The organism is uncultured Algibacter sp., assembly GCF_947495675.1.
GTDB lineage: Bacteria > Bacteroidota > Bacteroidia > Flavobacteriales > Flavobacteriaceae > Algibacter_B.
This window is the reverse complement of the sequence record NZ_CANLZX010000024.1, coordinates 1-22926: the sequence shown is the minus strand read 5'-3', so window position 1 is coordinate 22926 and position 22926 is coordinate 1. Positions and strand designations below refer to the sequence as shown.

21 protein-coding genes and 1 tRNA gene are annotated in these 22926 nt (G+C 30.9%); 10 read left to right on the top strand and 12 right to left on the bottom strand.

The window, feature by feature from the left end; genetic code table 11:
• Positions 1 to 146 precede the first annotated feature (146 nt).
• Positions 147 to 220: transfer RNA gene (locus tag Q0842_RS14680), tRNA-Met, on the bottom strand.
• A 132-nt stretch (positions 221 to 352) separates the two neighbouring features.
• On the opposite strand from Q0842_RS14680, the gene Q0842_RS14675 reads away from it, so the two are divergent.
• Entirely contained in the window at positions 353 to 745 is a 393-nt protein-coding gene (locus tag Q0842_RS14675) for an START-like domain-containing protein (protein WP_298499789.1), read from the top strand.
• Positions 746 to 810: 65 nt separating this feature from the next.
• Positions 811 to 1653 (top strand): aminotransferase class IV, encoded by an 843-nt coding sequence (locus Q0842_RS14670; protein ID WP_298499786.1) that lies wholly within the window; start codon positions 811 to 813, stop codon positions 1651 to 1653.
• Here the strand turns inward: Q0842_RS14670 and Q0842_RS14665 are convergent.
• The 5 genes from Q0842_RS14665 to Q0842_RS14645 all read right to left on the bottom strand — a co-directional run bounded on the left by Q0842_RS14665 (position 1650) and on the right by Q0842_RS14645 (position 6452).
• On the bottom strand, positions 1650 to 2210 hold the full coding sequence (locus Q0842_RS14665; protein WP_298499783.1) for a YqgE/AlgH family protein: 561 nt from the start codon (positions 2208 to 2210) through the stop codon (positions 1650 to 1652). The two genes, Q0842_RS14670 and Q0842_RS14665, sit on opposite strands and share 4 nt — an antisense overlap.
• 121 nt (positions 2211 to 2331) lie before the next feature.
• Positions 2332 to 2604, bottom strand: coding sequence for an HU family DNA-binding protein (locus Q0842_RS14660; protein WP_034040429.1), 273 nt, complete (start codon positions 2602 to 2604; stop codon positions 2332 to 2334).
• A 188-nt stretch (positions 2605 to 2792) separates the two neighbouring features.
• Positions 2793 to 3740 carry a methionyl-tRNA formyltransferase gene (gene fmt / locus Q0842_RS14655; RefSeq protein ID WP_298499774.1) on the bottom strand — a complete coding sequence of 316 codons (948 nt, stop codon included), beginning with the start codon at positions 3738 to 3740 and terminating at the stop codon, positions 2793 to 2795.
• A gap of 265 nt (positions 3741 to 4005) precedes the next feature.
• On the bottom strand, positions 4006 to 5910 hold the full coding sequence (locus tag Q0842_RS14650) for an ATP-dependent DNA helicase RecQ (RefSeq protein WP_298499771.1): 1905 nt from the start codon (positions 5908 to 5910) through the stop codon (positions 4006 to 4008).
• A 2-nt stretch (positions 5911 to 5912) separates the two neighbouring features.
• Positions 5913 to 6452 (bottom strand): ATP-binding protein, encoded by a 540-nt coding sequence (locus Q0842_RS14645; RefSeq protein ID WP_298499769.1) that lies wholly within the window; start codon positions 6450 to 6452, stop codon positions 5913 to 5915.
• Positions 6453 to 6721: 269 nt separating this feature from the next.
• Between Q0842_RS14645 and Q0842_RS14640 the strand changes: the two genes are divergently transcribed.
• The 3 genes from Q0842_RS14640 (at position 6722) to murA (ending at position 9044) form a co-directional block, all read left to right on the top strand.
• A complete protein-coding gene (locus tag Q0842_RS14640; protein WP_298499766.1) occupies positions 6722 to 7015 on the top strand; it encodes a DUF493 family protein in 294 nt (97 codons plus the stop codon).
• A gap of 69 nt (positions 7016 to 7084) precedes the next feature.
• Entirely contained in the window at positions 7085 to 7729 is a 645-nt protein-coding gene (locus Q0842_RS14635) for a DUF4290 domain-containing protein (protein ID WP_298499763.1), read from the top strand.
• Between the two features lie 7 nt (positions 7730 to 7736).
• A complete protein-coding gene (murA, locus tag Q0842_RS14630; RefSeq protein WP_298499760.1) occupies positions 7737 to 9044 on the top strand; it encodes a UDP-N-acetylglucosamine 1-carboxyvinyltransferase in 1308 nt (435 codons plus the stop codon).
• A 4-nt stretch (positions 9045 to 9048) separates the two neighbouring features.
• Here murA and Q0842_RS14625 read toward each other — a convergent pair whose 3' ends face one another.
• The 4 genes from Q0842_RS14625 to Q0842_RS14610 all read right to left on the bottom strand — a co-directional run bounded on the left by Q0842_RS14625 (position 9049) and on the right by Q0842_RS14610 (position 12874).
• Positions 9049 to 9282 (bottom strand): hypothetical protein, encoded by a 234-nt coding sequence (locus Q0842_RS14625; RefSeq protein WP_298499758.1) that lies wholly within the window; start codon positions 9280 to 9282, stop codon positions 9049 to 9051.
• A 121-nt stretch (positions 9283 to 9403) separates the two neighbouring features.
• Positions 9404 to 9787: a hypothetical protein gene (locus Q0842_RS14620; protein ID WP_298499755.1), complete on the bottom strand. Its 384-nt coding sequence runs from the start codon at positions 9785 to 9787 to the stop codon at positions 9404 to 9406.
• Positions 9788 to 9881: 94 nt separating this feature from the next.
• Positions 9882 to 10508: an SGNH/GDSL hydrolase family protein gene (locus tag Q0842_RS14615; RefSeq protein ID WP_298499752.1), complete on the bottom strand. Its 627-nt coding sequence runs from the start codon at positions 10506 to 10508 to the stop codon at positions 9882 to 9884.
• A gap of 146 nt (positions 10509 to 10654) precedes the next feature.
• Positions 10655 to 12874 (bottom strand): M1 family metallopeptidase, encoded by a 2220-nt coding sequence (locus Q0842_RS14610; protein WP_298499749.1) that lies wholly within the window; start codon positions 12872 to 12874, stop codon positions 10655 to 10657.
• A gap of 214 nt (positions 12875 to 13088) precedes the next feature.
• Here Q0842_RS14610 and Q0842_RS14605 point away from each other — a divergent pair, with 214 nt between their 5' ends.
• The 3 genes from Q0842_RS14605 to Q0842_RS14595 all read left to right on the top strand — a co-directional run bounded on the left by Q0842_RS14605 (position 13089) and on the right by Q0842_RS14595 (position 17430).
• A complete protein-coding gene (locus Q0842_RS14605; protein WP_298499746.1) occupies positions 13089 to 13622 on the top strand; it encodes an inorganic diphosphatase in 534 nt (177 codons plus the stop codon).
• A gap of 301 nt (positions 13623 to 13923) precedes the next feature.
• A complete protein-coding gene (locus tag Q0842_RS14600) occupies positions 13924 to 16332 on the top strand; it encodes a sodium-translocating pyrophosphatase (protein WP_298499743.1) in 2409 nt (802 codons plus the stop codon).
• Between the two features lie 84 nt (positions 16333 to 16416).
• Positions 16417 to 17430 carry an App1 family protein gene (locus Q0842_RS14595; protein ID WP_298499739.1) on the top strand — a complete coding sequence of 338 codons (1014 nt, stop codon included), beginning with the start codon at positions 16417 to 16419 and terminating at the stop codon, positions 17428 to 17430.
• A gap of 97 nt (positions 17431 to 17527) precedes the next feature.
• On the opposite strand, the gene Q0842_RS14590 is transcribed toward Q0842_RS14595, so the two are convergent.
• Together Q0842_RS14590 and Q0842_RS14585 are read right to left on the bottom strand one after the other, a co-directional pair.
• A complete protein-coding gene (locus tag Q0842_RS14590; protein ID WP_298499736.1) occupies positions 17528 to 18142 on the bottom strand; it encodes a deoxynucleoside kinase in 615 nt (204 codons plus the stop codon).
• A 4-nt stretch (positions 18143 to 18146) separates the two neighbouring features.
• A complete protein-coding gene (locus Q0842_RS14585; protein ID WP_298499733.1) occupies positions 18147 to 18926 on the bottom strand; it encodes a hypothetical protein in 780 nt (259 codons plus the stop codon).
• A 195-nt stretch (positions 18927 to 19121) separates the two neighbouring features.
• On the opposite strand from Q0842_RS14585, the gene Q0842_RS14580 reads away from it, so the two are divergent.
• Positions 19122 to 20006 (top strand): GLPGLI family protein, encoded by an 885-nt coding sequence (locus Q0842_RS14580; protein WP_298499731.1) that lies wholly within the window; start codon positions 19122 to 19124, stop codon positions 20004 to 20006.
• An 81-nt stretch (positions 20007 to 20087) separates the two neighbouring features.
• Positions 20088 to 22778 (top strand): TonB-dependent receptor, encoded by a 2691-nt coding sequence (locus Q0842_RS14575; RefSeq protein ID WP_298499728.1) that lies wholly within the window; start codon positions 20088 to 20090, stop codon positions 22776 to 22778.
• Positions 22779 to 22926: the final 148 nt, after the last annotated feature.

Here is a 22926-nt window from a genome sequence, read left to right as displayed (position 1 = left end):
TATTAAGTGATTAAGACGCCAACATATTTTGTTTGGCGTTTTTTGTTTTGTTAAAGATTAACCATAAGAATGAAGAGATGTTTAAAAAACAAAAAAAAACGGTTTAGAATAAACTAAACCGTTTTAAATTAAGAATTTAAATCTTGTAGCGAGAGCGGGGCACGATCCCGCGACCTCCGGGTTATGAATCCGACGCTCTAACCAGCTGAGCTACCTCGCCATAATTTAAGGCTGCAAATATAAAAACATTATTCATGTAAGCAAACAGAACTTAAGGAAAATATTATTAATTTTTCTTGCTAAACTTATCAATTTATGTATATATTGAGCATCATAATATTTAAACACACTTATGGACGATAAAGTTAAATTTGAAATTGAATTTCCTATTCATGCTTCGCCACAATTATTATATCAATATATATCGACACCATCGGGTTTGTCTGAATGGTTTTCTGATAATGTAAACTCTCGTGGAGAGCTATTTACATTTATATGGGATGATAGTGAAGAAAAAGCAAAATTATTAAATAAAAAAACCGGCGAACGCGTTAAATTTAGATGGATAGAAGATGAAGAAGATGGTTTATCTTGTTTTTTTGAAATTAGAATTCAAGTGGACGAGATAACTAAAGATGTGTCATTAATGATTACAGATTTTGCTGAAGATGATGAGGTGGATGAAGCTAAAATGTTATGGACTAATCAAATATCTAGTTTAAAGCAAGTATTAGGTTCTGCCTAACTTAAAATAGTATATTTTAAATTATATTTGTCCCGCTTTTCAAATTAACGAAAGCGGGATTTTTTATGATAAATTTTAACGGATCACTTTTAGAAGAACATACTATTTTATCAACTCAAAACAGAGGTTATGCTTATGGTGATGCCCTTTTTGAAACTATAAAAGTTATAAATGGTAAAATTTTATTTTGGGAAGATCATTATTTTCGATTAATGGCCTCTATGCGTATTATGCGTATGGAAATACCCATGAATTTTACTATGGAGTTTTTGGAAGATGAAATTCATAAAACCATAGCTACTAATGAGCTTTCAAAAAAATCTTCGCGAGTTAAAATACAAATACATAGAAATGATGGTGGCTTATATGCACCAACAACAAACGATATTAGTTATGTAATCTCTGTAAAAGCAATTTCAGACGATTTTTATTTAATAAACGATGCTTTTTACGAGGTAGATTTATTTAAAGATTTTTATGTGTCTCCTAGTTTGTTATCTACTTTAAAAACAAACAATAAAGCCATAAACGTGGTTGGTAGTATTTATGCTAAAGAGAATGCTTTAAATAATTGTTTATTACTAAATACCAATAAGCATGTTGTTGAGGCCCTAAATGGTAATGTGTTTTTAGTAAAAGGCACAGTAATTAAAACACCACCATTAACAGATGGGTGTTTAAAAGGGGTTATGCGTACACAACTCCTTAACATTGTTAAATTATTACCAGAATACCAATTGGTAGAAGAATCGATTTCGCCTTTTGAAATTCAAAAAGCAGACGAAATGTTTATTACAAATGTTATAACAGGAATACAACCAGTAAGCAAATACAGAAAAAAGCTATTTAAAAATGACATAGCGAGCTTGTTACTGCAAAAATTAAACGTAAAAATAAGATTGGCTTAATTATAACTAGGGTTTTCTGGTGCATTAGACCAAATACTATATTCGCCACCAAACTCTAACATTTTTTCTTTCCAAAATGTTTCATAATCTTTTTCTATGATGTTTTTTTCATAGGTGTTTTTTGATACCACCCACGAATTGGCTTTTAACTCATCTTCTAATTGGCTAGTTTCCCAACCAGAATAGCCTAAGAAAAACTTAATATCATTTTCTTGAATAATATTATTTTTAATAAGTTCTGCTACTTTAGTAAAATCGCCACCCCAATAAATACCTAAAGAAATTTCAATACTGTTAGGAATTAAGGTTGGTATTTTATGAATAAAGTATAAGTTATCTTGTTCTACAGGACCGCCATTATAAACTTTAAAAGTAGCTTCAACTTCAGGTATTAAATCATTAATATTATACTCAAGAGGTTTATTAAGAATAAAACCTATAGAACCTTCTTTTGAATGATCTGCAAGTAAAACTATAGAGCGATTAAAAGAAACATCGCCAATTATTGCTGGTTCAGCAATCAATAAATCTCCTTTTTTGGGTTTTGTTGTAACCATATTTTTGGCATTTAATAAATAAATCTAAGATTAATTTATTAAAAAAACAACTCTTTAGTGTATATATAAAAAAAGCTTCCATAAATATGGAAGCTTTTTAATATTAAAAAGGAGTAAATAATTAGTTTACTGCACTTGATAAATCAGATCCAGCTTTAAACTTTACTACGTTTTTTGCTTTGATTTTGATTGTTGCACCAGTTTGAGGGTTTCTTCCTTCTCTTGCAGCTCTTTTAGAAACTGACCAAGATCCGAAACCAACTAAAGAAACTCTGTTACCTTTTTGTAAAGCACCTTCAATTTCTATAATGGCACACTCTAAAGCTTTTTTAGCAGCTGCTTTAGTAATTCCAGCGTGTTCTGCCATTGCATCGATTAAATCTGTTTTGTTCATAATATAAAATTTAATTATTAATAAATCGGTTAAACATTTTTGTAATAACCTTTACAAATTTATACGGATTATGTAACCACACAAGTAACAGCAAGGGAAAAACGCTTATTTGTTGATAACTTATACCATTTGTTAATAAAGGAGACTCCTTTTATCGATTTTTTTAGAAAATGAGTGAGGATAAGGGTTTAGAGCATTTTAGCATTTTCATGAAATGTATATCCATTTAAAAGCGATTTTATTTCCATGGTTCGCTTTCCTGGTAGTTTAATTTCTTTAATTATTATGTAACCATTTGTTACTGCTACCTTTAATTCCTTTTTGGTTGAAAGTATGGTGCCAATTTCTAAATCATGCTCTAAAACTTCTTTTTCTACCTTATATAATTTAACATCTAAAGTGTCTTCATTATTAATTAACGTACACCAAGCAGCTGGATAAGGTGATAAACCACGAATATGGTTGTAAATGTTATCTATAGAGTTTGTCCAATCAATTTTACAGTTGTCCTTATTAAGCTTGTAAGCTGTTTTAATTTCTTTAGTTTCTTGTTGCTTTATAGTGGTAACAGTATCGTTTTTAATGGCATCTACGGTCTTTAAAACTAATTGGCTACCAAGGGCCATTAATTTATCATGTAGCACACCTGCATTTTCATTGGGCGTAATTTCAACTTCTTCTTGAAGAATCATATCTCCAGTATCTATTTTTTCATCAATAAAAAATGTAGAAACACCTGTTTTAGTTTCACCATTTATAATAGCCCAATTTATTGGAGCTGCACCTCGGTAATTAGGAAGTAGTGATGCGTGTAAGTTAAAGGTTCCATATTCCGGCATTTGCCAAACCTGTTTTGGTAACATTCTAAACGCTACAACTATTTGTAAGTTAGCATTAAGGGCTTTTAATTCTGCAAGAAAAGCTTCGTTTTTTAAATTAGTTGGCTGTAAAATTGTTAAATCTTGCGATTTGGCATATTGCTTAACAGCGCTCTCATTAAGTTTTCTGCCGCGTCCTGCGGGTTTATCTGGTGCAGTAATAACACCAACTATATTATAATTATGTTCTACTAATGTTTTTAATGTGGCAACAGCAAAATCTGGCGTACCCATAAAAACAATTCTTAAATCTTTCATCTCTTTTTTTCTTTTATATTTTGGCGTTACCCATAAAGGGTCGGGCTATTCGTTACAAGTCCTCGCACCTCCAAAGTCGGGCTGTGGGCTATTCACTACTATCCCTAACGCATCTGTTTACTATGGCCAGTTTTAGTTCAATATTTTTTTAAGTGTCTGTTGTCATTTCGACTAAACACGGAACGAGCAACGAGAAATCTTGTAATAAATAAATTCCTCTTCGTGCCTAATTCTAAATAACAGGCTAACTTAATTATATTTCTAACTATAAATGACTTAATTTATATGTGTTTGTTGGCGTAATGCCAATAATTTGATGTTCTAATAATAATTTTAAAACCTTTTTAAATACTTCAGGCTCACAATTTAATTTTTCGAGCATAACTCTCGATGATTGTTCTCCATTTTCTAATAACTCAATAATACGTTTTTTTAATGTATTTATATCTTCTGGTTTATTTCCTTTTTTTGATCGAATACAAACCGAACAAATGCCACATTTTTCCGAATCTTTTTCTCCAAAATAGGATAGGAGTTGTATGCTTTTACAAACAGTATCATTCTCTATATAATCCAGTATAGATTTTACTTGTTGTTGTTTTAATTTGTTTTGCTGCTCTATGGTTCTTGCAATTCTGTTTATGGTTTTATCGTCTTCTCTAGGCTCAATAAATGTTACTTGCGCATCTGTTTTTGCAAGATTTAATGATATAATTTCATCTTGTTCTAAGCCTTTTAGTATATGTGTTAATCTGCCTTCTGATACCGAAGCTTTTTCAGCAATTTTAGATAAATCTATTTTTGTAACATGATCAAAAACCCCGCCATATAATCGTAAAATGGATTTAACAATAATGGCAATGTCTTGGTGTGTGTTTAAATAATTAAATAATGATTTATTTGAAATTATAAATTGTACAGATACTTTGTTTTTAAACTGTTTAGATAGCGTTATTATGCTATTTCTGTCTAATATTAAAAGGGCATTGTAACATGTAATAGAACTAAATTTATAAGTTTTACAAAAGGTATTAAAATCAAAATCGAAAGTTAGGTAGGCACCTTCTCCATATGATATTTGAAAATAATTGCAAAGCTTTCTATATACTTGCTTAACTAAACTTACTGTGGGTAAAACGCTTAAAAATTGGTTTTTAACCAATGTTATATCACTATCGTTTTTAAGAATAACAGCAAACGCTTTTTCGCCATTTCTACCTACACGACCAGCTTCTTGAAAGTAACTTTCTATACTTTCTGGTAAGTTTAAGTGAATAACGGTTTTTACATCTGGCTTATCAATACCCATCCCAAAGGCATTGGTTGCTACCATAACTTGTTTTTGGTTGTTTAACCAAGCTGTCATGTTTGCATCTTTATCAATATTTGAAAGTCCGCCATGATAATGCGTCGCAGTAATTTTTTTTGAGTTTAAAAATCCACTTATTTCAAGTGTTAGTTTTCTGTTTCGCACATAGATTATTGAAGACGCTGGATGTTTTTTTAATATGGTTTCTAGCCTATAATATTTATCATTTTCATGAAAAACCATATATGCTAAATTAGGTCTGTAAAATGATTGTTTAAATATTTTAGGGTCTATAAAATCTAATTCGGCCACAATATCTTTAACCACTTCTGGTTTTGCAGAAGCTGTTAATGCTACCACGTTTACACTTGGCTGCAATTGGCGTAATAGGGTTATGTTTTTGTAAGCGGGCCTAAAATCGCTTCCCCATTGCGATATACAATGGGCCTCATCTACAGCTATTAAATTGACATGCATTTGCCTTATGCGGTCTTGTACTAACTCTTGCTGTAAACGTTCTGGCGAGAGATATAAAAATTTATAATTGCCGTATATACAATTGTCAAGTAGGGTGTCTAATTGACTATAGCTAATGCCACTTGTAATGGCCATGGCTTTTATGCCTTTATTGTTTAAAGCAAGCACTTGATCTTTCATAAGTGCTATTAAAGGCGACACAACAATACAAATGCCTTTTTTAGCTAATGCTGGTATTTGGAAGCATAAAGATTTGCCACCACCTGTAGGGAGCAATACAAAAGTGTCCTCACCATTTATTACCGAATTGATTATTGCTTCTTGTTGGGGCCTAAAGCTTGTATATTTCCAATAGCGTTCTAATATGTTAATGGGATGTTCCATGATTACATATCAATGCTTTTTAATATGAAATCTGTACGTTCTTTAACAGTACCAAAAGGCACATCTATTAATTTATAATTATATGATTTGTAGGTTTCGACTAGGTGGAGATGTATTTTTTTTGCTTGATCGAAAGTTTCGTATCGCTCGTTATCACTAGTATATATGGCTTCCCAAGGTTTTAAAATAAATACATAATTGTAAGTTGCGTTTTTACAGGTTTCAATAAAATTATCTGGGTAAGTATCGCCAATAAAATCCATGTAAGCTAAAACATCATGAACACCTCTGTCAAAAAAAACGGTTTCTTTTTGTAATTTATCTGCTTCAATAAATTGTTGCTGCCTTCCTTTTAAAAGCAATTCGCTAAATAATAGGGGATTGGTTAAAAATAGTTGATCGATACCATTTTTTTTTGCATCTAAGGTAACTTGACGAGAAATTTCTTCAAGGCATACTTGTCCTCTTTTTATTAGTTCATTTACTAAAGTAGATTTTCCTGTTCCTGGACCTCCTGTTATTACTATTTTTTTTGTGATCAATGCTGTTTTATTTGCTGTAAAAATCGGAATTTTAATGATGAAAAAAAAACAGAAGCGTAACTATTGCAAATAGGAAGTATTTTTTGGTTAAGTTTTTAATGGTTGATGGTTGCGCTAGGGATTGCAGCGGATAGCCCACAGCGACCTTTTTTGGGAGCGAGGACTTGTAGCGTAAAGCCCGACCCTTTTTTGGGTAGCGCCCAAATAATAATTAATTTAAATTTTAAAATGTGTTTTGGTGCCGTATATTTGTACTCAATATTTTATTTATGAGCACACCTCCAAATTCAGAAGAATTTTATAAAAAACTAAAAGGGCAGTTACAAGATACGGCGCTTTGGCCTACAGAATATCTATATAAATTTATTGTTTTAACTGATAAAGAAAAGATTTTAAATATAGAATCTATTTTTAATCATTTAGGGGCTGTTATAGAAACTAAGGAATCTAAAAATGGTAAATACACTAGTGTTTCTATTAATGTTAGAATGAAAAACCCTGATGCTGTGATTAATAAATACAAAGAAGTTGCAGAAAAGATTGAGGGTGTGATTAGTCTTTAGTTTTTTTTCGTATTTTGCGCATGCATAGAAAACTACTTGCAAAAACCTTAATCTCTACACACATTTATTTTGATAGATAATTTAGAATACAATACTGAGCGTGAACATCTTATCATTCCTGAATATGGTCGCCATATGCAAAAAATGATTAATCATGCTAAAACACTTGAAACAAAAGAAGAACGTAATAAGGTAGCTAAAGCTATTATTGCCGTAATGGGTAATATGCAACCGCACTTAAGAGACGTGCCAGATTTTCAGCATAAGCTTTGGGATCAATTATTTATTATGTCTAATTTTGAATTAGATGTAGACTCGCCTTATGAAATTCCTACTAAAGAAATATACGAAGAGCGCCCAGAACCATTAGAATACCCACAAAATTTCCCGAAATATCGTTTTTACGGAAACAATATTAAAACGATGATTGATGTTGCTAACACATGGGAAGAAGGAGAGCTTAAAGAGGCTTTAACCTATACCATAGCAAACCACATGAAAAAGTGTTTTTTAAATTGGAATAAAGATACAGTTGAAGATGCTGTTATTTATGATCATTTATTTGAGCTATCTAATGGTAAAATAAATTTAAAAGATTCTGATGAAGATTTATCAGATTCTACAAGTTTATTACGCACTAAAGGGAAATACTCTAGCTCTAACAAAAAGCATCACAAAAAGAATTCTAGTAATCGCCAAAGAAAACGCTACTAATCAAAGCATGGGAACATTTAAAATTGAAGGTGGTCACCAATTAAAAGGTAAAATACAACCTCAAGGTGCCAAAAACGAAGCATTACAAATTTTATGTGCTGTTTTACTAACTCCAGAACTGGTAACCATTAACAATATACCAGATATTGTTGATGTAAATAAACTTATAAATTTATTAAAAAAGTTAGGTGTTAAAGTAGAAAAACTGTCTAAAGGCAGTTATACTTTTCAAGCTGATGATGTTAACTTAAAATATTTAGAGTCTGACCAATTTAAGATTGATGGACGTGGTTTACGTGGGTCAATAATGATTGTAGGTCCTTTATTAGCACGTTTTGGTAAAGGTTATATACCTAAACCTGGTGGCGATAAAATTGGACGAAGACGTTTAGATACCCATTTTGAAGGGCTTATTAAATTAGGTGCAAAATTTAGATACAGTAAAGAAGACCAGTTTTATGGTGTTGAAGCTGATAAGCTAAAAGGAACTTATATGTTGCTTGAAGAAGCTTCTGTAACTGGTACTGCAAATATTGTAATGGCTGCCGTTTTAGCCGAAGGACAAACCACTATTTATAATGCTGCTTGCGAACCTTATTTGCAACAACTATGTAAAATGCTTAATAGAATGGGCGCCAAAATTAGTGGTGTTGGTTCTAATATGCTAATTATTGATGGTGTTGATAGTTTAGGTGGAACCGAGCATAGAATGCTTCCTGATATGATTGAAATAGGAAGTTGGATTGGTCTTGCCGCTATGACTAAGAGTGAATTAACAATTACTAATGTGTCTTGGAATGATTTAGGGTTGATTCCTGAAACGTTTAGAAAACTTGGTATTACTGTTGAAAGACAGGGAGATGATATACATATACCTGCACATACTGATGGTTACGAAATACAAAATTTTATTGATGGTTCTATATTAACAATTTCTGATGCTCCTTGGCCTGGATTTACGCCAGATTTATTGAGTATTATTTTGGTTGTTGCTACACAAGCTAGAGGTAGTGTGTTAATACACCAAAAAATGTTTGAAAGCCGTTTGTTCTTTGTTGATAAATTAATTGATATGGGAGCAAAAATTATACTTTGCGATCCGCATCGTGCTACAGTTATAGGTCATGATTATAAATCTACGCTTAAAGCTACCACAATGACTTCTCCTGATATTCGTGCCGGTGTTTCATTATTAATTGCAGCACTTTCTGCTAAAGGAACCTCTACAATACAGAATATAGAACAAATTGACCGTGGCTACGAAAACATAGACGAACGCTTACGTGCAATTGGAGCAAAAATAGAACGTTTATAATTTTTTAAGAAGCTTTAAAATTAGAATAAACTACTTTTAAATTTGATTGTAAAGAATCATCATTTTCTATACCTTCTTCACTTCTTATTGTCTCAACATATTCCTGTAAAACAGATAAAGGAATATTTAAGCAATCTGTAGTTTTAATATGTTTTTTAAACTGCACATCTAAAGTTTTAAGGCGTTTATTAAAACTAAGACTTTTAATAATTGAAGGTTTTAGGTAAAGACGTATCATAACTATTTGGTTTTAAAGGGTGTTATGTAAAGTTAACCTTTAATTTATTACTGTGAAATACGCATTACTACGTATTTTTAATAGTTTAATATACTTTAATGTATTGAGTAGAATTCGTAGTTTATTTTAATTTTATCATTTCAAGTTCTAATTCTTTCATTTGATAATTAGTACTATTGGTTACACATTTGTAACTATCAATATAAGTTTCATTAATTGTCACATTAAAAACTTTTCCAATAATATTTTTTTTATCGGCATTTAAAACTTTATAACAAGTTAATATAAAGTTACAATCATTTGTCCATTCAATTGAACTAAAAATTTCCATTCCCGATTTGTTACTTATTTCTACTTGAACAGAATCATTTCTTATAACAATCCATTCAGAATATTTTGGGTTTGCAAATTTAAATTCACCTGTTTTGAAGTTAGAACAAGTATTGTTTTGACTAAAAATTGATATCGTGGCAAAAAGTAAAGCGGTGATAAATATATTTTTCATTTCAGTAGGTTGATTGGTTGAGTAAATATATGTATTTATTTACAAATAATAATATACATATGTTAATTCTGTAAAAAAAAGTGTGATTTTTTTACTATATATGTGAGATTATTATTTTATAAATAACTTTTGCGGCTTCTTTACTGCCTTTTAATGAAGGATGAAAATTATCAGGTGCGTAATAATCGAATTTTTTGGTTTTATCAAAATACGTTTTCCAAGCTTTTCCTACAGGTAAAATTATGGCATTATTTTCTTTTGCTGCTAATTCGTAATTTTTAATTACATCATTAAAAGTATCGTAATTATCAAGAGATGGCCACACCATAAAAAAGGCTAATAACACGTTATTTTCTTTACAAATTTGGGTATATCGTTTACCATATTCTACAAGCATTTTTTTTCCATTGGTTTGTGAAGAAGGACCTTGTTGTATAATTACAATATCATACTTTTTACTTCTAATAAGTTTTTGTACGTCTCCTTTTTTCCAATGATCAGAAATTGAATAATTAGCTTCTGTAAGCATTTCAGTTTCTAGATTATAGCCTGAATATTTAGCTTTTGTTTTAACTAATAATGGTAAATCGTTTGTATAAGTTAAGCTATTACCTATAAATAAGATACTATGCGACTCTTTACTAACTTGTCCTTGAGTAGTATATACAAGCGTTAAAATAAATATGAGTGAAAGCAGGTATTTGGATAATTTAAAAATCATATAGCCTAATATATTTATAAATATTTGTGAAATACAAATACTTAATTACATGTGTTAGCACAGTAGTTCTTTAATGCTTTGTGCCTTATTTGTTTAGGGAAAATGAATAAATAGATTGATATTTAATAACGTATAAACATATCTATTTAATTTTTTTTGAATTTTTCAAATTCTGATGTAACTGCTGTTTTAGGAAAACTATTATTATCCAAATTTGTATCTGCAAATTCAAAATTAGGATCTAAATTTACATGAGTAACTTCTTTTTCTTTAATAAATGTTTCTTGAATTTCATATTCATTTCTTCTCCATATGTCTGAAGGCAGCCTATCAATTTCTGTAGTGCCATCTGCAAATATCCATTCAATAGTAACAGGCATAACTAAACCGCCCTTATTTTTAATTGTTACTTCATATATATTTTTACCAGATAATTGTTTTCTTATTTGTGGTTCGTCAATTCGAGATAAAAATTGACCATACGCTTTATCTGGAGTAGTAGTCATAGTAACAACTTCAGGACCGTTTGAAAAATCTTTTTGTTCCGTTTCTTTTGTGGATTTGTTTTGAGAAGCAATTTTAACTTTTAAATTACTTGTTTTATCTTCAATATTAGCGTCTTCTTCATAAACCTTAAACCATTTTACGTTACTCAATTCCATGTCTACATAATCAGTAGTAAAAAACCAACCTCTGTAAAACCAATCTAAATCTGTTGCTGTTGCATCTTCTAAGGTTCTAAATAAATCACCTGGGTTAGGGTGTTTGTATTTCCAACGGTTAGCATATTCTTTAAAAGCTTCGTCAAATAATTCTTTTCCAATTATAGAGTTTCTAAGCATTTGTAAACCTACTGTAGGTTTTAGATAAAAATTAGCTCCAAATTGCGACATAAGTTCGTTATCTGAATTTGTCATTATTGGTCGTAAAATATTTTTATCACCACTCATAAATGGAACGATACTTTTTGGAGTAACACTATTAAAATCAGGATAACGCTCTGCAACAGTTCTTTGGTGTAAAAAGGTGTTTAAACCTTCGTCCATCCACATCCATTTACGCTCATCAGAGCTTACAATCATTGGAAACCAGTTATGTCCAACTTCATGTATTATAGTCCCAATCATTCCTTGTTTGGCTCTATCGCTAATTTTTCCATCAATTGGTCTTCCTCCGTTAAAACTAATCATTGGAAATTCCATGCCTATATTTGAAGTATTAACAGATATGCAAACAGGGTACGGATAATCAAAAGTAGCTTCAGAGTACACTTCTAAAGCATTAACAATAGCATCAGTAGAAGTTTCTTGCCAAACTGGCAAACCCTCTTTAGGATATAAAGACATGGCCATAACCGTATTAGTTGGAAGTTTTACTGCTTGGGCATCCCACATAAATTTTCTAGAAGAAGCAAACGCAAAATCTCTAACATTTTTAGCTTGAAACTTCCATGTTTTTTGTTTTGTAGATTTCTGTTTTTCATTAGCTTCAGCTTCTTCTTTTGTAATAACCATAACAGGTTTGTCAAATGATTTTCTAGCTTTACCTAATCTTTTACGCTGTGTTTTAGTTAATACAGATTCACTATTTTGAAGCTCACCTGTAGCAGCAATAATATGGTCTTCTGGTACAGTAATTTCAACATCATAATCACCAAACTCTAGAGCAAATTCTCCTAATTTTTGAAATTGCTGGTTTTGCCAACCTTCTGTGTCATTATATACTGCCATTCTAGGAAACCAATGTGCAATAAGGTAAACTGTATTATCATCTTCAGGAAAATATTCATAACCTTCTCTAGATAGTAAATACATACTTCTGTCTGTAATAGGGTACGACCAATCAATAGAAATAGTAGTAGATTCACCAGATTTTAAAACGGAATTTAATTTTACTTTCATCATGGTATTATTTACCATAGTTTTAATATTATTTCCGCTATTATCTTTTACAGATTTTATAGTATAGCCTGCAGGAAAATCAATAGCTCTAGTAAGAAATTGCAATTGCCTAGTGGTTATAGAATCTCTCATTCTATTTTTAATTGCACCAAAATCTTCATTTTCTTTTTTATTTACATTTTGTTCTAGCTGAATCCATAAATAGCTTAAATTATCTGGCGAATTATTAAAATAGGTAATAGTTTCTTCACCAGAAAGCGTGTTGTTTTTTTCGTTAATAACAGCTTTAATTTTATAATTTGCTCGTTGTTGCCAATAGGCATTTCCAGGTGCACCACTTGCAGTTCTATATATATTAGGAGGAGCAATCATGTTGTCAATTGGTTCGAATTTTCCTTGCCAAGGTTGATTTTGTGCTTGAGTATTAAACACAAAAAATAAAAGTATACATATTAATATTCGCATATTCAGAAAGTTGTATGAGTTATTGAAGCACAATATAACAAATTATGTAATGAGTTTTTTACAATTTCACATTAACGTTATCATAATATGAAACTTTAGTAAAAATGTATGAGTGTAAGGTTTTAAAGTTGTTTAAAGAAAAAGTGTTCAGTACATTTGTAATCTTAATTTTGAAAATCATTTTGCCAATTAAAGGTGATTAAAATATATTTATATGACTGATAAAAAAAAGAAAGCTGTAACTTTTGATGTGTTAATAGAAATTCCTAAAGGAAGTAGAAATAAATACGAGTATGATTTTGCTTTACACAAAATTAGGTTTGATCGTATGTTATTTTCTTCAATGATGTATCCAGGTGATTATGGTTTTATTCCTGAAACTTTAGCGCTCGATCAAGATCCTTTAGATGTATTAGTTTTAGGTCATCAACCAACATATCCAATGGTTGTAATGGAAGTAAGACCAATAGGTGTTTTTTATATGACTGATGAAAAAGGACCAGATGAAAAAGTAATATGTGTACCAGTATCAGATCCTATTTGGAGTAATAAGATGGATATTGCAGATTTGAATCCACACAGGTTAAAAGAAATAGAACATTTCTTTCAAGTTTATAAAGATTTAGAAAAGAAAAAAGTAGATACAGGAGGTTGGGGAAATGCTGATGCTGCTGTTAAAATTTATCATGAATGTGTAGAACGTTATGATAATAGCGAACACAAGAAAAAGCGAACTTTTACAATTTAGTTGTTAATTTAATATAAACAAAAAACCACCTTAATAATTAAGGTGGTTTTTTTTGTTTATATAGCTTAAGTTTTTTGCCTAGTATTGATATAAGTTATACAATAACGGGGTGTTAATACGTAATTTCTATTAAAATAACAACTATAAACTAACAAATGTCATAGTATTGAAAATATTATATTTTAACAGGCTTTTAAATACTATATCTTTAATTAATAGCTGCTTTTTTTATCACATTAATTTCCATACTTTTGAATTTGAAAAAAAGTAATTGATTTAATAACTAACTAACTAATTTAATATGGAATTAATAGTAAAATTTTTACCTCTTTTTGGCGTTGTCGCTTTAATATTTGTTTTTCTTAAAAGTGGATGGGTTTCTAAACAAGATGTAGGAGATGAAAAAATGGCTCGTATCGCTAAGAATATTGCAGATGGTGCCATGGCCTTTTTAAAAGCTGAATATAAGGTACTAGCAATTTTTGTAGCTGCAGTAGCCGTTTTATTATATTTTAAAGGTGTTTCAGAAGTAGGGTCTAGTGGTATGGTAGCTATATCATTTATTGTAGGAGCCATTTGTTCGGCTTTAGCTGGATTCATCGGGATGAAAGTAGCAACCAAAGCAAATGTAAGAACGACACAAGCTGCAAGAACATCATTAGGACGCGCACTAGAAGTTGCGTTTGCAGGTGGTGCTGTTATGGGATTAGGTGTTGTAGGTCTAGGAATTTTAGGATTAAGTGGTTTGTTTATGATATACCAAGGCATGTGGCCTGGAGCTGAAAATTTAGCTATGGTATTAAATGTGCTTTCAGGATTTTCATTAGGAGCATCATCTATAGCCTTATTTGCTCGTGTTGGTGGAGGTATTTATACAAAAGCAGCAGATGTTGGAGCCGATTTAGTAGGTAAAGTTGAAGCTGGAATTCCAGAAGATCACCCTTTAAACCCTGCTACTATTGCAGATAATGTAGGTGATAATGTTGGAGATGTTGCTGGTATGGGAGCCGATTTGTTTGAATCTTATGTAGGTTCTATTATTGGTACTATGGTTTTGGGAGCATTTATTTTAACTCCAAATCTTGATGGTTTAGGGGCTGTTTATTTACCTTTAGTACTAGGTGCTGTAGGTATTTTAATGTCTATATTAGGATCCTTTTTTGTAAAAGTTAAAGATGGTGGAAATCCACAAACTGCCTTAAATATTGGAGAGTTTGGTTCTGCAGGTTTAATGGTTGTTGCTTCTTATTTTATTATCAATGCCTTAATTCCTGAATCTGTTGAAGGTTTGCCTTTTGGAGCTATGGGAGTGTTTTGGGCTACTATTGCTGGTTTAGTTGCAGGTTTAGGTGTTGGTAAAATAACAGAATATTATACTGCTACAGGTAAAAAACCCGTATTATCAATTGTAAAGCAATCTGAAACAGGTTCTGCTACAAATATTATTGCTGGTTTAGGTGTTGGTATGATGTCTACAGCAATTCCTATTCTTTTAATTGCTGCAGCTATTATGATTTCGCATCATTATGCAGGTTTATATGGTATTGCTATTGCCGCAGTTGGTATGTTAGCTAATACGGGTATTCAATTAGCAGTAGATGCTTACGGGCCTATTTGTGATAATGCTGGTGGTATTGCTGAAATGGCTGAATTACCAAGTGAAGTTAGAGAGCGTACAGATAAATTAGATGCTGTTGGTAATACAACTGCAGCCGTTGGAAAAGGTTTTGCTATTGCTTCTGCTGCACTAACAGCTTTAGCATTATTTGCAGCCTTTATGAAAACTGCTGGTGTAACTGCAATTGATGTTTCTCAACCTAAAATTATGGCAGGATTATTAATAGGTGGTATGTTACCATTTGTATTTTCTGCATTATCTATGAATGCTGTAGGTAGAGCTGCTATGGCAATGATTGAAGAAGTTAGACGCCAGTTTAGAGATATACCAAAATTAAAAGCGGCTTTAGAAGTTATGAGAGCAGTTGATTCTGATATGTCTAAAGCTACTCCAGCACAAAGAGCCATTTTTGATGATGCTGATGGTGTTGCTGATTATGGGAAATGTATTGATATTTCTACTAAAGCATCTATTAAAGAAATGGTTTTACCAGGATTATTAGCTATAGTAGTTCCTGTTGCTGTTGGATTTTTAGGTGGTGCTGAAATGTTAGGAGGTCTGTTAGCAGGTGTTACAACTTGTGGTGTTTTAATGGCAATTTTTCAATCTAACGCAGGTGGTGCTTGGGATAATGCTAAGAAAACTATTGAAGAACAAGGTAGAAAAGGAACAGATGCTCATAAAGCGGCTGTTGTAGGAGATACAGTTGGAGATCCTTTTAAAGATACTTCAGGTCCTTCTTTAAATATATTATTAAAATTAATGTCGGTTGTAGCGCTAGTAATTGCTCCAAGTATTGCAATGTCTTCAGATAATGTAACTGCTTACGCAAGTAATACAAATTCTATTAATCAGGTTGAAGTTTCTAAAGAAGTTAAAGTAGAAATGACTAAAATGGATGATGGAAAAACTAAAGCTGTGGTTACTACTGTAACAACTAAAAACGGGGAGTCTTCAACAAATTATGAAACTTTTGAAGGTACTGAAGCAGAAGTTAATGCTAGTATTAGTGCTTTAAAAGATAACGGTACAGATATTTTAGTTGAGACTAAAAAAATTGTAAAAGATGTTAAAAAAGAGGTTGTAGAATAGACAATTAATTTTTTATTTTTAATATAAATTAAAACCACGCATTCGCGTGGTTTTTTGTATTTTTCAAATGAATTGATAGCGCTTATGTTTAAAAAAGATCCACTTCAAATTATTGCCTTTCAAACCTACGGCACGCCCAAACATTTATACTTAAGAGGCAGAGCAATAGAGGATGAAAGTATAAATTTGGAACAGCGCGGTGCTTTCAAATTACTTTTTAATGCCTGGAAACGTTTTGAAACTGATGAAATTAAATTCGCTAAACTTCGCATAAAAATAGGGGACGATAAATATTATTATGTCAAAACAGATAGTAATGGTTATTTTTTATTAGATGAAAAAGTTGAAGATTTAAGTAATTATACCAATTCTGAAGGCTGGATAAATTTAGAATTCTCTTATCAAAAAGAACAATTAACAAGAACCATTCAATCTGAAAATAAATTCCCAGGAGAAATGCTTATTCCATCAAGCAAAGCCTCTTTTGGAGTTATTAGTGATATTGATGATACTATTTTACATACTGGATTAACTTCAATTTTAAAGTGGCGTGTTTTAATAAATACACTACTAACATCTGCGGGAAAGCGTTTGCCACTAGAGGGTGCTCCAGAATTTTATCATTTATTACATCAAGGAAAAACTGGACAAGAAGTAAATCCTATTTTTTATGTTAGTCATAGCCCTTGGAACTTATATCGCTATTTAGAGTATTTTTTAAATAAGAATAATTTTCCTAAAGGCCCTATTGTACTTAGAAGTTTCCCTAGTCCTTTTTCTAAAAAAAGTAAGGGAGAAAAACCTCAAAAACATAAAGAGATTGTTAATATTTTAAAGACTTACCCAAAACTTAAATTTATACTTATTGGAGATATTGGCGAACATGATCCTAAAATTTATCTAGAAATAGCTACAAAATATAAAAATAGAATTTCGGCTATATATTTAAGAAGTGTAAATCATAAACGTAAAATGGAAAAAGTAAAAAAGCTTTATGAAAATTTCAATTCTATTCCAGTACTATTAATTGAAAATCCAGAACAAGCTTTGCAACATGCCAAATTTCATGGGTTTATAGAAAAGCATTCATTGGTGTAACCATACCTTAGTTACAATAATTTAGAATATCTAACCTATATTATTATATCTTAAAATGCTTAAAAAAATTTTTGCAATAAATTAAAAAGTTAGCTTCTTAGAATAAGCCATTAATTTCAGCATCAATGGTATTTATAACATTACCTAAATCTTCAGGATTATCTACAAAGTCTAAGTTATCTACATCAATAATAAGTAATTTACCTTTGTTATATCCATGTATCCAAGCTTCATAACGTTCATTTAATCGGCTTAAATAATCAATACTTATAGAATTCTCATAATCGCGACCACGTTTATGAATTTGAGAAACTAAATTAGGAATCGAGCTTCGTAAATAAATTAAAATATCTGGCCCTTGCACCAAAGATTCCATTAATTCAAAAAGTGATTTGTAATTTTCAAAATCACGGTTAGTCATTAAACCCATGGCGTGTAAGTTGGGTGCGAAAATATGGGCATCTTCGTAAATAGTTCTATCTTGAATAATTTCTTTACCACTTTCACGAATTTGTAAAACTTGACGAAATCTACTGTTTAAAAAATAAACCTGTAAATTAAAACTCCAACGTTCCATTTGTGTATAAAAATCATCTAAATATGGGTTGTCTACCACGTCTTCTAATTGCGCTTCCCAGTTATAGTGTTTTGCTAATAATTTAGTGAGAGTCGTTTTTCCAGCGCCAATATTTCCGGCAATAGCAATGTGCATGGTGTTAATTAGTTTTTAGTTGAAATTTTTGTAAGGTTTTATCTGTGTAAAGATACAAGGTTTCATTGGTTACAAAAAACTGATTTATTAACAAATTTGTAGACCTTATAGGTGTTATTTTGTTACTATTTTTTGCTAAATAAAATAATGTGTTTTCTTTTTTCAAAATAATGTTTCCATTACTTTCAATGAGTGCTGTATAACCTGTATTTTTAATTTTACTAACCAGACTACCAAAATAATTATAGGTGTATAGATAGTTTTTGGTAAGCAACCAACAAAAATTATAATTACTCTTTAAATCAAGAACTTCACTTTGTACAGGTACCGTTTGGGCGCGTGTTGTTTGGTTTTTATAATCAAATAACTCTAGTTTTTGTAAGTCTTGATTAAATATCCAAATAGTGTTATCGTAGCCTGTAGAAATATGCGATACGTTTTTGTATGCATTAATTGCATTGAAATCTATTTTAAATATTTCGGCTAAACGATTGTCAAGTATAATTACCGTATTAAAATCTTTATAAAAAAGATTTATTTTTAAAGGATTAAAAGCATTTGCAGATTGAATTGTACCTAATTGTAAGTTGCTATAAGTAATGTTTTTTATATCTGTTTTTTTATGAATTACATTTCCTTTTAAATAATAATAAGTACCAAAATTATCAATAGATATTAAAGTATCTGCATTTAAAACGGTTTCACCTAAAAACTTAGCCTCGATAGATTCTTGTGCGAATCCAGAAACAGAAAAGATTATATAAAATAATAAGGTATACTTCATTTCAGTTTGAAAAATACAAAAATCAAACCACTTTTAAACGTAGTTAAGAATAAATCAATTGGTCCTTTTTTTAAATTTTTATTTAACATTTAATTAACCTTTCTGAATTAAACGGTCGGTTATTATTAATGTCTAAAAACATAGTTTAATACCACTAAATTTCAAAATAATAATCACATCATACTTCTTTATATTATGAAAAACATCTTCATTAAATTCAATATTTTAATTGTAATGCTGTTATTTTCTGCATCATTTCAGGCACAAGAATTTCAGGGTCAAGCTTATTATTTTTCTAAAACAACCATGGATATGAGTCGCTTTAATAGAGGAGGCGGACAAATGACAGAACAAAGAAAAAAAGAAATAGCTGCCCGTTTAAAATCCATGCTAGAAAAAACATACATATTAACTTTTAATAAAGAAGAATCTATTTTTAAAGAAGATGAAAAACTATCGTCTCCTGTTTCAGGAAGAGGGTTTGGAAGTTTTGGTAGTAATTTTTCTCCCGGACCTCAATACAAAAACATTAAAGAGCGTTTGTTTTTACAAGACCAAGAATTTTTTGGAAAGCAATTTTTAATTAAAGAAGATATGCAGCCTTTAGAATGGCAAATGGGCACTGAAACCAAACAAATAGGGCAATATATGTGTTTTAAGGCAACTGCTAAAAAAGTGTCTACAAATATTGAATTTGGCCCACCTAAAAGAGATAACAACAAAAAAGAATCAGATTCAATTAATAATAAAGATGCTAAGGATATTAAAGAAGATAACAACAAAGCTCCCGAAATGATTGAAGTCGTTGCTTGGTACACCCCACAAATACCGGTTAGTCAAGGTCCAGCAGATTATTGGGGATTACCAGGTTTAATACTAGAAGTTAGTGCAGGAAATAATACAATGCTTTGTTCTAAAATTATTTTAAACCCTAAAGAAACATTAGAAATTAAAGCACCCAAAAAGGGAGAAGTTGTAACCCAGTTGGAGTATAAAGAAATAACCACTAAGAAAATGGAAGAATTTAGAGAAAGCCGCGGAAGAGGAAACGGTAGACCAGGTGGTGGCGGAAGACATTAAAAAAAACGAATTCATTTATACCAATCAATAATGATAAAAAATCTAACTTTTATAATGCTACTTTGTGTGGCAAACATAACTATGGCACAGGTTAAATTTCAAGGTGTCGTAAAAGATAGTATTGGCGAACCTCTAGAATTAGCCAATGTTATAGCCATTAATCAAGAAACAAAAACATTACAATCTTATGGTATTACCGATAATAAAGGCTATTACAGATTAAGTTTATCTAAAAACACATCTTATAGCATTCAGGTTAGCTATATAGGAATGAAAACACATACCGAAACCGTATCTACTATAAATGATGATATCACAAAAGATATAACTTTAATAGCAGATAATGCTTTAGATGCTGTTGAGTTAACTTATGAAATGCCAGTAAGCGTAAAAGGTGATACTTTAGTTTACAATGCAGATTCTTTTAAAAGCGGCACAGAACGAAAACTTGAAGATGTTTTAGAAAAACTTCCAGGTGTTGAAATTAATGACGATGGCCAAGTAGAAGTAGAAGGCAAGGTTGTTAACAAACTAATGGTTAATGGAAAAGATTTTTTTGATGGCGATACCAAGTTAGGTATTAAAAATATTCCATCAAATGCTGTTGATAAAATACAAGTACTGCGAAATTATTCTGAAGTTGGGCAATTAAGCAGCGTTACCAATAATCAAGATAACGTAGCTTTAAATATCAAGCTTAAAAAAGGAAAGGAAAACTTTTGGTTTGGTAACGTTACTGTTGGCGGTGGCGCATCTGCAGACGAGGAACTTTATTTGGTACAACCAAAACTATTTTATTACAGTCCTAAATTTAGTTTAAATTTTATTGGCGATTTAAATAATTTAGGAGAACAAGCTTTAACACGAAGAGATCTTAGAGGTTTTGGTGGTGGTTTTAGAGCACCAAGTAGGAGTAGTGGTACCAGTATTAGCTTAGGAGATAACGGATTAAATTTTCTAACTACACAAAATAACGCGTTGGAAATTGAAAATAAACTAGCAGCTACTAACTTTAGTTATTCGCCAAGTAAAGGGTTAGATATTAGTGGTTTTGCTATATTTAATAGTAGCAGAATAGAATCAAAAGAAACAAGTTTTGTACAATATACCGACTCAGATTTAGGGATTCCAGATGAAACCACAAACCAAAGTAGTTTAGAGCGCTCAGATCAAGGTTTATTAAAACTAAGTGCATCCTACAAACCAAATGTTAATAATCAATTAGATTATGATATTTTAGGGCGTTTTTCAAAAGATGTTCAAGATCAAAACTTTTTATCGTCTGTAGTTGGTAATACCAATCAATTAGATGAAGTAACACCCTTTAGTATCAATCAAAATTTTAATTATTACTACACTTTAAACGATTCTAATATTTTTGCTTTTGAAGTGCAACATTTATTAAAAGATGAAGACCCATTTTATAACGCATTGTTAGTTAATAATCCAGATAATAATGATGAAGAGAACCCAGATGATAGAGATGCTTTTGATACAACTGCTGAAGCTATTGGATTTGTAACCACATTAGATAATTATGATATTGGTCAAAACAAAACAATAAAATCGAATCAAATTGATGCTAAATTAGATTATTATAATATTCTTAATGCCAAGAGCAATATTAATTTAACATTAGGAACCATATATAGTCAACAAAAATTTAACTCTAATATTTTTCAATTTTTAGATGATGATTTAGAGTTTGAGCCTACACCAACTTTTAATGATGGACTAGCTACTAACGATACCGAATACAATTTTACAGATGTGTATTTAGGGACGCATTATACTTTAAAAATGGGTATTTTTACAATTACACCAGGCTTTTCTGTACATGCTTACGGTAATAAAAACAGCCAATTTGGAGAAACCTACGAAGATAATTTTTTCAAGTTTTTACCAGATTTTGAAACCATTATACAGTTTAAAAAGAGTGAAAGCTTAACGCTACGTTACCAAATGCAAAATCAATTTACAGATGTAACCCGTTTGGCTCAAGGTTTAGTTTTTAATAACTATAATAGTATTCAATACGGTGAGCCAGAATTACAAAATGCCTTATCTCATAATGTGAGTTTGTTTTATAGAAGTTTTAACCTATTTAATTATACTAACGTTTTTGCTAGACTTTCTTATAACAAGAATATAGATCAAATTCGTGGACTTACTGATTTTGAAAATGTAATAAGAACAAGCACCTTTTTTAACTCTAATTTTGCCGATGAAAGTGTTTCTGCAAGCGGGCGTATACAAAGAACTTTTGGTAAATTAAGAGCTGGGCTTACAAGTAGTTTTAATTACAGCAAGATTAACCAGTTTATACAAGGGCAACAATCTTTAAATGAAAGAATTACCCAAACGTATACACCAGAATTACGTACCAATTTTAAAGAAGCACCCAATGTAAGACTTAGGTATCGTTATAGAGTTTCTAATAGCGATCAAGGCTCTAACTCAACAAAATTTATAACAAATGCGCCATCAATAGATTTTGATGCTTATATCTGGAAGTCGCTAACATTTCAAACAGATTTTGCTTATACAAATCAAGATGATGGTGTTAACCCGTCGCAGTCATTTAAAACCTGGGATGCATCATTATCATATAAAAAGGCAGAAGACTCAAAGTGGGAATATCAAATTAAAGCCACAAACTTGTTAGATATCGATTCAAGAATAACCAATAGTGCTAATAATTTATCTGTAATAAATTCTGAAACGTTTATACAACCACGATTTGTTTCATTTAGAGTGCGTTATGAAATTTAAAAAATATTCTAATTAAATTTTTAAATTTCTCTTTGCAGAATTAATAAACAATAATATATTTGCGGTCAGTTTTGGGGAGATACTCAAGCGGCCAACGAGGGCAGACTGTAAATCTGCTGACTACGTCTTCGCAGGTTCGAATCCTGCT

What these genes read in the sequence shown, in the direction of transcription:
- Q0842_RS14675 (WP_298499789.1), top strand. Translation starts at nt 353, where the DNA reads ATGGACGATAAAGTTAAATTTGAAATTGAATTTCCTATTCATGCTTCG.
- Q0842_RS14670 (WP_298499786.1), top strand. Translation starts at nt 811, where the DNA reads ATGATAAATTTTAACGGATCACTTTTAGAAGAACATACTATTTTATCA.
- Q0842_RS14665 (WP_298499783.1), bottom strand. Translation starts at nt 2,210, where the DNA reads ATGGTTACAACAAAACCCAAAAAAGGAGATTTATTGATTGCTGAACCA.
- Q0842_RS14660 (WP_034040429.1), bottom strand. Translation starts at nt 2,604, where the DNA reads ATGAACAAAACAGATTTAATCGATGCAATGGCAGAACACGCTGGAATT.
- fmt (WP_298499774.1), bottom strand. Translation starts at nt 3,740, where the DNA reads ATGAAAGATTTAAGAATTGTTTTTATGGGTACGCCAGATTTTGCTGTT.
- Q0842_RS14650 (WP_298499771.1), bottom strand. Translation starts at nt 5,910, where the DNA reads ATGGAACATCCCATTAACATATTAGAACGCTATTGGAAATATACAAGC.
- Q0842_RS14640 (WP_298499766.1), top strand. Translation starts at nt 6,722, where the DNA reads ATGAGCACACCTCCAAATTCAGAAGAATTTTATAAAAAACTAAAAGGG.
- murA (WP_298499760.1), top strand. Translation starts at nt 7,737, where the DNA reads ATGGGAACATTTAAAATTGAAGGTGGTCACCAATTAAAAGGTAAAATA.
- Q0842_RS14625 (WP_298499758.1), bottom strand. Translation starts at nt 9,282, where the DNA reads ATGATACGTCTTTACCTAAAACCTTCAATTATTAAAAGTCTTAGTTTT.
- Q0842_RS14620 (WP_298499755.1), bottom strand. Translation starts at nt 9,787, where the DNA reads ATGAAAAATATATTTATCACCGCTTTACTTTTTGCCACGATATCAATT.
- Q0842_RS14615 (WP_298499752.1), bottom strand. Translation starts at nt 10,508, where the DNA reads ATGATTTTTAAATTATCCAAATACCTGCTTTCACTCATATTTATTTTA.
- Q0842_RS14610 (WP_298499749.1), bottom strand. Translation starts at nt 12,874, where the DNA reads ATGCGAATATTAATATGTATACTTTTATTTTTTGTGTTTAATACTCAA.
- Q0842_RS14605 (WP_298499746.1), top strand. Translation starts at nt 13,089, where the DNA reads ATGACTGATAAAAAAAAGAAAGCTGTAACTTTTGATGTGTTAATAGAA.
- Q0842_RS14600 (WP_298499743.1), top strand. Translation starts at nt 13,924, where the DNA reads ATGGAATTAATAGTAAAATTTTTACCTCTTTTTGGCGTTGTCGCTTTA.
- Q0842_RS14595 (WP_298499739.1), top strand. Translation starts at nt 16,417, where the DNA reads ATGTTTAAAAAAGATCCACTTCAAATTATTGCCTTTCAAACCTACGGC.
- Q0842_RS14590 (WP_298499736.1), bottom strand. Translation starts at nt 18,142, where the DNA reads ATGCACATTGCTATTGCCGGAAATATTGGCGCTGGAAAAACGACTCTC.
- Q0842_RS14585 (WP_298499733.1), bottom strand. Translation starts at nt 18,926, where the DNA reads ATGAAGTATACCTTATTATTTTATATAATCTTTTCTGTTTCTGGATTC.
- Q0842_RS14580 (WP_298499731.1), top strand. Translation starts at nt 19,122, where the DNA reads ATGAAAAACATCTTCATTAAATTCAATATTTTAATTGTAATGCTGTTA.
- Q0842_RS14575 (WP_298499728.1), top strand. Translation starts at nt 20,088, where the DNA reads ATGGCACAGGTTAAATTTCAAGGTGTCGTAAAAGATAGTATTGGCGAA.